12 protein-coding genes are annotated in these 12,541 nt (G+C 55.9%); 4 read left to right on the forward strand and 8 right to left on the reverse strand.

From position 1 onward, the window contains the following. Positions 1-25: 25 nt before the first annotated feature. Together glpQ and glpT are read right to left on the reverse strand one after the other, a co-directional pair. Positions 26-1,105, reverse strand: a complete 1,080-nt coding sequence (glpQ, locus tag WN53_RS09425) for a glycerophosphodiester phosphodiesterase (protein WP_024484655.1) — start codon at positions 1,103-1,105, stop codon at positions 26-28. A gap of 104 nt (positions 1,106-1,209) precedes the next feature. Further along, positions 1,210-2,562 carry a glycerol-3-phosphate transporter gene (gene glpT, locus WN53_RS09430; RefSeq protein WP_024484654.1) on the reverse strand — a complete coding sequence of 451 codons (1,353 nt, stop codon included), beginning with the start codon at positions 2,560-2,562 and terminating at the stop codon, positions 1,210-1,212. A gap of 361 nt (positions 2,563-2,923) precedes the next feature. Here glpT and glpA point away from each other — a divergent pair, with 361 nt between their 5' ends. From glpA to glpC, 3 genes are read left to right on the forward strand one after another with little or no spacing between them, the layout of a single operon-like run. Next, positions 2,924-4,573: an anaerobic glycerol-3-phosphate dehydrogenase subunit A gene (gene glpA / locus WN53_RS09435; protein WP_024484653.1), complete on the forward strand. Its 1,650-nt coding sequence runs from the start codon at positions 2,924-2,926 to the stop codon at positions 4,571-4,573. Beyond that, the gene (gene glpB / locus WN53_RS09440) at positions 4,563-5,834 is read left to right on the forward strand and encodes a glycerol-3-phosphate dehydrogenase subunit GlpB (RefSeq protein WP_024484652.1); all 1,272 of its coding nucleotides are present in this window, start codon (positions 4,563-4,565) and stop codon (positions 5,832-5,834) included. The genes glpA and glpB overlap by 11 nt, the downstream gene beginning before the upstream one ends. Beyond that, positions 5,831-7,030 carry an anaerobic glycerol-3-phosphate dehydrogenase subunit GlpC gene (glpC, locus tag WN53_RS09445; protein WP_024484651.1) on the forward strand — a complete coding sequence of 400 codons (1,200 nt, stop codon included), beginning with the start codon at positions 5,831-5,833 and terminating at the stop codon, positions 7,028-7,030. The genes glpB and glpC overlap by 4 nt, the downstream gene beginning before the upstream one ends. A gap of 35 nt (positions 7,031-7,065) precedes the next feature. Here the strand turns inward: glpC and WN53_RS09450 are convergent, their stop codons facing one another. The 3 genes from WN53_RS09450 to WN53_RS09460 are packed head-to-tail and all read right to left on the reverse strand — an operon-like array spanning position 7,066 to position 8,834. Then, positions 7,066-7,632 (reverse strand): DcrB family lipoprotein, encoded by a 567-nt coding sequence (locus WN53_RS09450; RefSeq protein WP_024484650.1) that lies wholly within the window; start codon positions 7,630-7,632, stop codon positions 7,066-7,068. Between the two features lie 53 nt (positions 7,633-7,685). After that, entirely contained in the window at positions 7,686-8,120 is a 435-nt protein-coding gene (locus WN53_RS09455; protein ID WP_024484649.1) for a GNAT family N-acetyltransferase, read from the reverse strand. A gap of 48 nt (positions 8,121-8,168) precedes the next feature. Beyond that, on the reverse strand, positions 8,169-8,834 hold the full coding sequence (locus WN53_RS09460; protein WP_024484648.1) for a 7-cyano-7-deazaguanine/7-aminomethyl-7-deazaguanine transporter: 666 nt from the start codon (positions 8,832-8,834) through the stop codon (positions 8,169-8,171). Between the two features lie 198 nt (positions 8,835-9,032). Here WN53_RS09460 and tusA point away from each other — a divergent pair, with 198 nt between their 5' ends. After that, entirely contained in the window at positions 9,033-9,284 is a 252-nt protein-coding gene (gene tusA, locus WN53_RS09465; RefSeq protein ID WP_024484647.1) for a sulfurtransferase TusA, read from the forward strand. A 15-nt stretch (positions 9,285-9,299) separates the two neighbouring features. Here the strand turns inward: tusA and WN53_RS09470 are convergent, their stop codons facing one another. The 3 genes from WN53_RS09470 to WN53_RS09480 are packed head-to-tail and all read right to left on the reverse strand — an operon-like array spanning position 9,300 to position 12,474. Next, the gene (locus WN53_RS09470; RefSeq protein WP_024484646.1) at positions 9,300-10,421 is read right to left on the reverse strand and encodes a DUF4056 domain-containing protein; all 1,122 of its coding nucleotides are present in this window, start codon (positions 10,419-10,421) and stop codon (positions 9,300-9,302) included. Further along, complete coding sequence (locus tag WN53_RS09475; RefSeq protein WP_024484645.1) at positions 10,421-11,557, reverse strand: BamA/TamA family outer membrane protein; 1,137 nt, start codon at positions 11,555-11,557, stop codon at positions 10,421-10,423. Before WN53_RS09475 ends, WN53_RS09470 begins: the two co-directional genes overlap by 1 nt. Next, positions 11,557-12,474 carry a hypothetical protein gene (locus WN53_RS09480; RefSeq protein WP_235166964.1) on the reverse strand — a complete coding sequence of 306 codons (918 nt, stop codon included), beginning with the start codon at positions 12,472-12,474 and terminating at the stop codon, positions 11,557-11,559. The genes WN53_RS09475 and WN53_RS09480 overlap by 1 nt, the downstream gene beginning before the upstream one ends. Between the last annotated feature and the right edge of the window lie 67 nt (positions 12,475-12,541).

Consider the following 12,541-nt stretch of genomic DNA (forward strand, 5'->3'; position numbering starts at 1 on the left):
AATCCCGGAGGGGAGTGGGGAGTTGTTACTTATGCTGCCCCTGCTTTTGCAGGAACTGGACGCCCTTGTCCGGGAAGTCGGTAAACACGCCGTCAACGCCAGCCTGATTGTAAATCGCGTCGAACAGCTGGTTCACGTCGGTGACGTATTTCGGCAGCTTATCGGCACGGATGGTGTAAGGGTGCACCGCCATATTGCTGGCATGAGCGTCTTTGACCATATCGGTCAACACGATCTGGTTCGGTTTGGACTTCTCTTCGACGATCAGCATGTGATAGTCCGGTCCGATGCCGTCGGCATACTGTGCGATCTTTTTCATCGCGCCCGGTTTGAACATCCAGTCGTAGTCATAGTTGACCCACTTGCCGTCGGCCTTCTGCTCGTAGGTTTCGTTCCAATCGGTGTAGGCAATCAACTGCACCAGCTTCAGATCCATCCCCATCTTGGGTTCCAGCTGATCCTTGATGCGTTTCAGCTCGTTGGCATCAAAACACTGCAGGTAGACGTTGTCGCTCTTGCTGGTGTAGCCGTATTGCTTGAGGACTTCCAGCACCTTGGTGGAGATGTCTTTTCCTTCCTGCTGATGGAACCAGGGGGCCTTGATTTCCGGGTAGAGGCCGATGTTCTTGCCGGTTGAATGATTGAGACCTTGCACGAACTCGATCTCTTCCTGGAAGGTGTGGACGCGGAAGTCGGATTTGCCCATCGGGAAGCGGCCAAGGTAGCTTTGCACCTGCTTACCGTCTTTGATATCAAAGCCTTCGGTGAACTTCAGCGATTTGATCTCAGGCAGCGTAAAGTCGATGGCGTAGTAGCGGCCATCTTTACGCGCCCGGTCCGGGAAACGTTCGGCAACGTCGGTGACGCGATCCAGATAGTGGTCGTGCAACACCACCAGCTCGTTATCTTTGGTCATCACCAGATCTTGCTCAAGGAAGTCGGCCCCTTGCGCGTAGGCCATCGCCTTGGCCGGTAACGTATGCTCCGGCAGGTAGCCGCTGGCACCGCGGTGTGCGATAACCACTTTATCCGCAGCCTGTGCGGCACTAAGCATTGAAGTGGCAAGAATGATCCCTGTCAGCAGGGCTTTGGTTTGAGTCCGCATTCTGTGTTGCTCCATGTTGTAGAGGTAAGAAAAAGGCCGCAGCGCGGCCTTAGATTGACGAGAAAGGGTAGGTAGGGGCGCTGCATGCTGCGCCCGCTTAGCTTTTAACCGCGTTTGGCCGCGATTTCTGCGTGGTGTTTCTTCTCGCTGATCATGGTCAGCACCAGCAGGATCACCGCACCGATGCTGCCGCCGATCATCACCATAAAGCCGCCGTCCCAACCGAAGTAGTCAACGGTATAGCCGACGATGGCGCTGGCTGCGACCGAACCGCCCAGGTAACCGAACAGGCCGGTAAAGCCTGCAGCGGTACCTGCCGCTTTCTTCGGTGCCAGTTCCAGCGCGTGCAGGCCGATCAGCATGACTGGGCCATAGATCAGGAAGCCGATGGTGATCATACAGGCCATATCGATGCCAGGGTTACCCACCGGGTTCAGCCAGTAAACGATGGTGGCGATGGTCACCAGAACCATGAAGAACACCCCGGTGGCACCACGGTTGCCTTTAAACACCTTGTCCGACATCCAGCCGCACAGCAGGGTGCCTGGGATACCGGCGTATTCGTACAGGAAGTAGGCCCAGGAGGACTTATCCAGCGCGAAGTGTTTCACTTCTTTCAGGTAGGTTGGTGACCAGTCCAGGATGCCGTAGCGCAGCAGATACACGAACACGTTGGCGATCGCGATGTACCACAGCAGTTTGTTTGGCAGCACGTACTGCATGAAGATCTGCTTGGCTGTCAGTTCTTCTTCTGCTTCTTCGCTGTAATCATCCGGATAGTCGTTTTTGTATTCTTCAATCGGTGGCAGACCAACAGATTGCGGGGTGTCACGCATCAAGGCGAAGGCGATCAGGGCCACCAGGATCGCACCGAAGGCAGGCATATACAGCGCCGCATGCCAGTCGTTAAACCAGGCCATACCCAGCAGGAACAGCAGTGGAGGCAGGCCACCACCGACGTTGTGCGCACAGTTCCATACCGAAACGATACCGCCACGTTCTTTCTGTGACCACCAGTGCACCATGGTACGGCCACAAGGCGGCCAACCCATACCCTGGAACCAACCACACAGGAACAGCAGCACGAACATCACGGCAATGCTGGAGGTAGCCCAAGGCACAAAGCCCATAAACAGCATGACGGCAGCGGCCAGGATCAGGCCAGCGGGTAGGAATACACGCGGGTTGGAACGGTCAGAAACCGAGCCCATGATGAACTTGGAGAAACCGTAGGCGATGGAAATCCCTGACAGCGCAAAGCCCAGGTCACCACGGCTGAAGCCCTGATCGATCAGATACGGCATCGCCAGGGTGAAGTTTTTACGCACCAGATAGTAGGCGGCGTAACCGAAAAAGATCCCCATAAAAATCTGCCAGCGCAGCTTACGGTAGAGCGGGTCTACCTTGTCGACTGGCACACGAGAAATGTGTGCGGCTGGCTTAAAAATACTCAACATGAGCGCCTCCGATGGCTTTATCTGTTTATTGCCTCAACAGGAAACGGCTGTCCTGAAGATGAGCTTGCGGATACCTGAAGTGTTGTTAAATGTTCCATAACGAGCGCAATGCTAGAGAAAACCCCCCGGTCACACCGTGATGGATGGCGCATTTGTTACACTTTTATGAAACTGTGGCGAATTTTGAGTGATCGGTTAACATTTTGGAATGACTAAATAGCACAAATACGTGATATTGGTCACATTCATGGCTTTTTATGGCCATATTATTTTCGTTTTCTGTTCGTTATTGTTCCTTATCAAACAAAAACCCTACTAACTGTGGCTAAATAAATCCATAACTACAGGCTCAGGGGGCGTGATGAGCAACAACTCACCAATCACCGAAACGGACGTGATCATCATTGGCGGCGGCGCTACCGGCGCGGGGATTGCCCGTGACTGCGCGCGGCGCGGTCTGCGTTGCGTTTTACTGGAAAGGCATGACATCGCCACTGGCGCTACTGGCCGCAACCACGGGTTGTTGCACAGCGGAGCGCGCTATTCGGTCACCGACGGCGAATCGGCACGCGAATGTATTGAAGAAAACCGCATCCTCAAGCGTATTGCCCACCATTGCATCGAACGTACCGACGGCCTGTTCATTACCTTGCCTCAGGACTCGTTAGCCTTTCAGCAGCAGTTTATTACCGCTTGTCGCAGCGCTGGCATTGAGGCCGAAGCCATTGACCCCGCGCTGGCATTACGCCTGGAGCCTGCGGCTAACCCCGCCCTGATCGGCGCGGTGCGGGTGCCGGATGGCACCGTCGATCCTTTCCGTTTAACGGCGGCCAACATGCTTGACGCGCGTGAACATGGCGCACAAATCCTGACCTATCATCAGGTTACCGGTTTGTTACGTACTGGCGATCGCGTGACGGGCGTGCGCGTTTTCGATCACAAGGCCGCACAGCAGTACGATATTCATGCTCAGGTGGTGGTCAATGCCGCCGGGATCTGGGGCCAGCAAATTGCTGAGTATGCCGATCTGCGCATCCGTATGTTCCCTGCTAAAGGGGCGTTGCTGATCCTGGGTCATCGCATCAATAACATGGTGATTAACCGCTGCCGCAAACCAGCGGATGCCGACATTCTGGTGCCTGGCGATACCATCTCGCTGATTGGCACCACCTCTACCCACATCGATTACGACCAGATCGACAACATGGTCGTGACGCCACAGGAAGTGGATATATTAATCCGCGAAGGCACGCTGTTGGCCCCGAAACTGGCGCAAACGCGCATTCTGCGTGCCTATGCGGGCGTGCGGCCACTGGTCGCCAGCGACGACGACCCTTCTGGGCGCAACGTCAGCCGCGGCATCGTGCTGCTCGACCATGCGGCACGCGATGGGTTGGAGGGCTTTATCACCATTACCGGCGGCAAGCTGATGACTTACCGGCTGATGGCCGAATGGGCCACCGATCTGGTCTGCGCCAAACTGGGCATCGACAGCCCTTGCACCACGGCGGAAGCGGCGTTGCCCGGTTCCCGTCAGAGCGCCGAAGAAACGGTGCGCAGCGTGGTTTCACTACCTGCCAGCATCCGGGGTTCGGCGGTGTATCGCCACGGCGATCGCGCCAGCCTGGTCCCTTCTGGCAACCGGCTGGACAACAGCCTGGTGTGTGAGTGTGAAGCGGTGACTGCCGGTGAGGTGCGTTATGCAGTGGATTCTCTGACCGTCAACAATCTGGTCGATCTGCGCCGCCGCACCCGCGTTGGGATGGGGACCTGCCAGGGTGAGCTGTGTGCCTGCCGTGCCGCAGGCTTGTTGACGCGGTTTAACGTGGTGACGCCGCAGCAATCCATCACCCAACTGTCCCATTTCCTCAATGAACGCTGGAAAGGCGTGCGGCCTATCGCCTGGGGCGATGCCCTGCGGGAGAGCGAATTCACCAGTTGGGTATATCAAGGGTTATGTGGGTTAGATGCGCAAGGCGACCCTAAGCAGGAGGCGGATGATGCAATTTGATGCGGTGGTGATTGGTGGTGGCTTGGCCGGGTTGAGCTGTGCTATCCGTTTAGCCGAGCATGGCAAACGCTGCGCGGTGGTCAGTTCCGGCCAAAGCGCGCTCTATTTTTCTTCCGGCTCGCTCGATCTGCTGGCCCATCTGCCCGATGGTTCTCCGGTGGCGTCGCCTCTGTCTGCCTTGTCCGAACTGGCGCAACAGGCTCCACAGCATCCGTATAGCCTGATGGGGGCCGCACAGGTGGCCGCGCTGGCAACGCAAGCCGAGCAATTGCTACAGCGTTGCGGGTGGCAGATGCAGGGTGATAGCAGCCAAAACCATCTACGCGTGACCCCGCTTGGGACCCGCCGTGCCACCTGGCTCAGCCCCCAGGCGATCCCTGTTTCTCCCTTGGACGGCAAGCTGCCGTGGCAGAATATCGCCGTGCTTGGGATTGAAGGTTTTCTGGATTTCCAACCGCAGATGGCGGCCAGCTCATTGATGCAAGAGCAGGGTCTCAAGGCTGAGGTGGCATTTTTGCATCTGCCAGTGTTGGATCGCTTACGTAATAATCCCAGCGAGTTCCGCGCGGTGAATATCGCCCGCGTACTGGATCTGCCAGAACATCTGGCCCTGCTGGCGGAAGAGATCACACGCCAGGCAGGTGAGGCAGAGGCCATCTTGCTGCCAGCCTGCCTGGGGCTAGAGGATGATGAACCGTTGATGACGTTGCGCCGGTTGGTCGGTAAGCCTGTTTATCTGTTACCCACGCTGCCACCTTCCGTGCTCGGCATGCGGCTGCATCAGGCATTGCGCCAGCGCTTGCAGCAGCTGGGTGGGATATTTATGCCGGGGGATAGCGTGTTGCGTGCCAGCTTCGACGGGCAGCGCGTCACCGGTCTGTATACCCGCAATCACACCGATATTCCGCTGCGGGCACAGCAGGTGATACTGGCCAGCGGCAGCTTCTTCAGCAACGGCCTGGTGGCCGCTTTTGACGGTATTCGTGAGCCGGTATTTGGCCTCGACGTGTACAGCAAAACCGAACGTGCCGACTGGAGCGATGCCAATCTGTTTGCTCCGCAGCCGTACCTGCAATTTGGGGTTCAGACCGATACCGCGCTGCGGGCGTTAAAACAGGGGGAGGCGATGACCAATCTGTATGCTATCGGTGCCGTGGTTGGCGGTTACGATCCGTTGCAGCAGGGATGTGGTGCCGGGGTTTCGCTGCTCGGTGCACTGCACGTAGCCCAACAGATCCTGGCCCAGGAGGTTTCAGCATGAGCCTGTTACCAGACAACAGCTTCGAGAGCTGCATCAAATGTACCGTCTGCACCACCTATTGCCCGGTCGCCAAGGCCAACCCGCTCTATCCGGGGCCAAAACAGGCCGGGCCAGATGGGGAACGCCTGCGGCTGAAAGATCCGGCGCTCTATGATGAAGCGTTGAAGTATTGTACCAACTGCAAGCGCTGTGAGGTGGCTTGCCCTTCCGACGTTAAAATCGGCGATATTATCCAACGCGCCCGGGCCAACTTCAGCCAAAGTAAACCGACGCTGCGCGATGCCATCCTAAGCCATACTGACATCATGGGCACCCTATCGACGCCGTTTGCGCCGATCGTCAATGCCACTACCGGCCTGAAGCCGGTGCGCAAGCTGTTGGATAAGGCGCTGAAGATCGACCATCGGCGTGAGCTGCCGAAATACTCGTTTGGCACCTTCCGCCGTTGGTATCGCCAGCAGGCGGAACAGCAGCAGCGCTATGCCGAGCAGGTGGCGTTTTTCCACGGTTGCTTTGTTAATTACAACCACCCGCAACTTGGCAAAGACCTGATCAAGGTGTTTAACGCCATGGATATCGGTGTGCAACTGCTTAAACGTGAAAAATGCTGCGGTGTACCGCTGATCGCCAACGGCTTTATTGCGCAGGCGAAGAAGCAGGCCAAAGTGAATGCGGAGTCACTGCATGAGGCGGTCCTGACCAAAGGCATACCGGTGGTGGCCACTTCGTCGAGCTGCACCTTCACCCTGCGTGATGAGTATCCGCATTTGCTGGACGTGGACACCTCGGCGGTACGTGAACGAGTTGAGCTGGCTACGCGTTATCTCTATCGTCTGATCAGCCAAGGGCGCACCTTGCCGCTCAAACAGACACCGCTGCGGGTGGCTTACCACACGCCGTGTCATATGGAGAAAATGGGCTGGACAGCCTATACGCTGGAGCTATTGCGGCAGATCCCAGGGCTGGAACTGGTGGTGCTGGACTCGCAGTGCTGCGGTATCGCCGGAACTTACGGCTTCAAGTCGGAAAACTATGAAACCTCGCAAGGCATTGGTGCCTCGCTATTTCGCCAGATTGAAGCCAGCGGAGTGGATATGGTGATCACCGACTGTGAAACCTGCAAATGGCAGATCGAGATGTCCACCAGCAAGCGCTGTGAACATCCGATCACCCTGTTAGCACAGGCATTGGCGTAACTGATTAAACGGGCCAGCATGCTGGCCCACTTCGATTACTGCTTGATCTTCACCGTATTGAACACGCCAGCCGCTACACTTTGAGACTGCTGCTGGTTATCCGCTGGCAGCGTGATTTGCAGGGTCAGTTGCTTACCGTCTGGCAGCATAGCGAGCAGCACGCCAGAATAGGCTTTTTGGCCTGCCACGGTGATCACGGTATCCAGTTGGCGCATTGGCGTGCCGTTAATTTCAACCGCTTTATTGGTAATGACCTGCAGGTTGGCATCGCGGGAGTGTTGCTGCTCTTCCATGTGCTTGGCCAGGGTGTCCAGATCGCCCGCAGCCTTGTCGGCAACGATCACGATCACCGCACGCTGGTTGGTGCTGTCGGCATAGATGTGCACGTTAGTTGGCTGGTTGGTCAGCTTATCGCTCTGATCGGCCAAACCGTTTGGCAGGGTAAAGGTCAGCTTGCCATCCAATAAACTCACCTGTTGCCCGGTTGGGACGCTGGCTGCTGCGCTGCCTGCGGGGGCATTAGTGTCTTTGGTGGCGCTATCACAGGCCGCCAGGCCAAGCACTAACAGGCCGATACCCATCAATTTTGTTACTTTACGCATCTGGTGTTCCTTATTCCTTTGCAGATAGAGTTGGTTGACCGTATGGCTAGATGTCACAGGTTTTTTTTAAGTAATAGACGATACTCGTCTACTTCGCCTTTCTTTTCTAGAGTGAAAATCTGATATTCGTGGCTAATGAGCATTATTAGCATGGCGCGGAACTGGTTGCGGGTTTTTACCCACAGCTGTTGATAGCCTTGCGAACGCGCCCAACGCTCCTGCTCCGCCAGCATGGCTTGGGCGACCCCTTTGCGGCGAAAGGCAGGTAAAACTGCCCCCAGCCAGCTGTAGAACTCCCCAGGCGTGGTTTGATAGCCGAGTTTAAAACCGGCTGCCTGGCCATCAATTTCGGCAATCAAGCCGTGAGAGGGGTTATCCCCGATGCGTTGCTGCAAATCGCTCAGGCTGTGCAGGCTGCCAAATTCTGGAATGCAGAGGTAAAGAGAGTGGATCTCTTCAAGTGTAGCTTGGCGAGTGGTTAAGCGCATGGGCAGCCTCCGTAAAATCAAGCTGCCCATAATAACCGAGAAGCAGGGTTAACTCAGTTGAAACCGGTTGGCGGGTTGGCGTTCTGCCAAGCGTTTGAGCAGCATATTGAGCAGTACCCCGTACATCGGCAGGAAGAACACCAGGCAGATCAGCACTTTGAAGCTGTAATCCACCAGCGCGATTTCCACCCAGTTAGCGGCCATAAAGGGATCGCTGCTTTTGTAGAAGGCGATAAAGAAGAAGGCCAGGGTATCGCTGATATTGCCCAGGAACATGGCCGCGGCGGGGGCAACCCACCAGGCGCTGCGTTGGCGTAGGCGGTTGAACACCTGCACGTCCAGGATCTGGCCCAGTACGTAGGCCATAAAGCTGGCGGCGGCGATACGCGCCACAAACAGGTTGAAGCTGGTCAAGGCGGCAAAACCCTGCCACTCGCCCTGGAAAGTGACGGTGGAGATCACATAGGAGATAAACAGCGCCGGGACCATCACGGCAAGGATAATCCTGCGTGCCAGCGGGGCACCGAAGATCCGCACGGTCAGGTCAGTGGCCAGGAAGATAAACGGAAAAGTGAAGGCACCCCAGGTGGTGTGAAAGCCGAAAATGCTGATCGGCAACTGCACCAGGTAGTTGCTGGAAGTTATGATGGCGATGTGGAATAGCGATAGCCAAACCAACGCGATTAAGCGTTGTCGATCGGTAAACGAATACATAATGTAGCCTTTTTGAGTGTGGGGTGAGGGAACCCATTGTTAACTGCGCGGCGACATGGTACGCGTTTGGGCATTCAATGCAATGGTTAAATTTAACGCAAACGTTAACGTATCTTGCGCAGAAAAACTACCGGCGTAAACTAGCGGGTAATCAGATCCGGCGAGGGTTCGCCGATCGTTTTAGATCGAGAGAGATGTATGACTGACATTTTTGCCCAGGCAGACCAGACGCTAGACGCTCTGGGGCTGCGCTGTCCGGAACCGGTCATGATGGTGCGCAAAACCGTGCGCCATATGGATAACGGTAAAACCTTGCTGATTATCGCCGACGATCCGGCCACCACCCGTGACATCCCGGGCTTTTGCCGCTTTATGGAACATACGCTGGTGGCCCAGGAAACCGAGCAGGCCCCGTATCGCTATCTGCTGCGCAAAGGGCTCGAGAGTTAATCAACAAGCGGTTGCTTAACGTTTCTGCAGTATCTGCCGTGCGTCCTGTGCGCTCGCGTGTAACGCCAACCCACTAAAATCCTCTGGGCGATAATAATGCACCGGGGCTGGCAAGTTGTGCATGGAATCCCCTGGCCAGAGTTGCAGCTCCGCCAGTTTCGCCAGCGTTAATCCTTCAATCTGTAGCGGCAACGTCAGGCGTTGTGGAGCGGCATACTCGAAGGGGGGCTGATTGGGCAGGCGATTGCTGCTGGTGGTGTAATCCCGTTTTAAGACTAAAAATTTCTCCGGTACTCGGCGGTGGCTGTCCCACCAGTCGCCGTCAATGCCGTCAAACTGCCGCTGGGTTTCGGTGATCGAAACGGCGCCAAGCTGGTGCAATGCCTCGGGTAGCAGTGTCTCCATTGCGCTGTTGTAACTGGCAACGGATACCGCGCGCCCTTGCAAGATAGCGTCGATCGCCAACCTTGCCCCTAGCAGGTTGGAGTACAAATCCTCTGGCGTAAAGGCCGAAATCTCTTCAGGAAATCCGGGCACCGATTGGTAGCCATACCACTGCGCCACTTCATGCCATGCCGCCATCTGGAAAGCGAGTTCTCCGGCCAGATAAGCCGCTAACGTATAGCGTTGGGCAGCCTCTTGCGGTGGGGTGAAGGCGTTCAGCTGTATACGACGCTTTGCCAATTCCGGGCCAAGATCGAGTGTCCATTGCTGGCCCAGCTTAGGCAACAGCTGGCTGAACAGGAACAGGGTATTGTCGGCGGTATCGCGAACGTGAGCGATGTCGATAAATCCCCCACGATAGGTGTAGACCAATCCCAATTGTTCACTGCCCAAGCCCATCAAGTTGCCGACGGCATTGAAAGCGCTGTCATTATAGTGATGTGCGCCAAGGCGATCGGCGTCTACGACGTTACCCAATTGATAAAACGGCACCGGGATGCCTAACGCCTGTACTTTGAGGTTATAGCCAAAGGCGCAGCAAGGGCGCAAACCATCCGGTGGCGAGAGTGGCTTGGTCACCGGCCAGGCAAGAGGACTCTGGCGGGTTGGTTGCGAGGCGATCAGCGTTTCCAGAGCCTTGGCCGGCAGTATGGGGCTAAGCAGCAGCAAAAATATCAGCGCAACAAAACGCATTAAAAAGCTTCTCCTACCTGAAAATAAAACCCGCTACTTTCACGCCCGACCCCAAAATCGAGCCGTACGTTCATCCGCGGTTTGAATTCAAAACGGTAGCCAGCCCCCACCGTCGGCAACCAAGGCTCTTGGCCTAGATCACGGCTTTTGCGGCTTAGGGTTCCGGCTCCTGCCCAAAGAACATAACCGTGCCGCCAGTTCAATTTGCGGCGATATTCAACTTGGCCGCTGAACGTATTCCTGTCGCGATAACGTCCTTGGTAATAGCCTCGCATCCGTTTGTCGTCACCCAGTTCAGATAATCTGTCCCAGGGGACATCGCCAGTGGTCAGACGGCTGTAGACATCAAGTGCCAATACGCTCTTCTCACTCAGACTGTAATAGGCGTTGTATTGGCCTTCAAGGGTATTAAAGCGGCTATCGCCGCCCAATTCTGGTGCGAAATAGGTGTCGCTCAGGCTGAGAAACTGGCCACGGCTGGCATTAGAAACGAAATCACGCGTATCGTAGCTTAACGAGCCACTGATCCCTGAACTGATCGATGAGGTGCCCGCTGCTTGAGCTTTGAACAGGCTGCTCTCTCCCCCATCGGGATCGCTGGCGTGCGTTGAAGAAAAATCCCAGCCAACTCCCGCGTAGGTGGCATTGGCAATACGATACAGCAGCTCTGGCGCTATCTGGAAAGATTGCTGGGTATATTTCTCCTTATTGCCGTCGTGACGCCCGGCTTGATAACCGGTGCCCCAGAAATAGGTGGGCATATTATTCAGGGAGCCGCTGGCAAAGAAGCGCCATTGGTCGTTAGCGAAAAAGCTGTAGTTTTCAAAGCCAACGCCGAAGGCACCGGTACTGCTGAAAAAGCCCTTTAGCGCCAGCGTTGAATTTTGGCTGACGCTATCAAGGCTGTCTGGCCGGTACATGCCCACGACAGCGGTGCCGATGCCAAGACCGAGTTCTGGGGTATAAAACGGGCCGGGCAACACACCCCAATCGATGGTTTTACTGCTGTCGAAATGATTGTCTGAACCCAGAGGGGCTAGCATCCCATCAACTTGCTGACGTGACAGCAAAGCGGCATGGGCGCAGGACAGCATAGCGAGCAGGGGCAGCGTCAGGTAGCGGAGCGGTATCGCCATCAGAAGCGATATTCACCTGAGACCATAAAGCTGTTGCGTTGGCTAAAGCCAAATTCGGTCAACAGGTTGAAATGCTGCGTGATCTCATATTGTGCACCCAGCAGCACATTCCAAGGTGATTGCAGATGCTGCTTCACGTCGAAACGGCCTTCTCCTTTCTGATTGGCGATGGCGATCAGGGGCTGAAGCGCTGCGGGCATCTGCAAATCAGACAGGCTGCCTCTGAACTCCTGCTGCACATCCTGGTACATGCTGCCGACCCACAGGTTCAGATTGCTTTGGCCTTGGATACCGGGCACCTGGAAGCGGTAGCCGACACGGGGTGTCACCGTCAGCGCGGAAATTTGGCCGTCAAGGATATTGAAGCTGGTACGGGTATAGTTGGTATCGAGCGTGGTGAACCAGTTCTCATAGCCCCCGGCTAGCGTGACGCCTGCACCGTAAGTGGTGCCTTTAAAATCGAGCTTGAAGTCCAGATCGCGCAGTTGCCCGCTTTGGTTCAGGCTGTGCACGGCAGAAGCGATGATACGATCCAGTCCTTTGTATTTACTGGGATCGGCGTCCACGGAGACCTGAGACAACGAACTGCCTTTGGTATGGCCAACAATGCCGTAAACGTTGAGGAACGGGAGCAGCCAGGTGTCCAGACGCATGGTTTCCGTTTTGCTCTGTTCGCGGGTTTTGCCAACGCCGATGTTGAACAAATCCGACGGAATGGCGAGCGAACCCAGGCCTAGTCCGGAAAAATTGATACTCTCGACATCGATATTCTGCCGTATGTTCATGTAGTTGACGCCAATACCGAACGGCTCTGGCAGCTCATAGCCGCGGGCTCGAGCCTCATCCCCCCAAATTGGCAACATACGATGTTCTGGCTGGGGCACTGTCGTTGGTGCGTTATGTTGGGCGGTTGGCATCGCCGCACCTTGGGTGAAGGGTGGGCGTTTTGCTTCATCAATGAGCTGTGCGGTAGCGGCGGCATCA

The organism is Serratia fonticola, from assembly GCF_001006005.1.
Taxonomy (GTDB): Bacteria; Pseudomonadota; Gammaproteobacteria; order Enterobacterales; family Enterobacteriaceae; genus Chania; species Chania fonticola.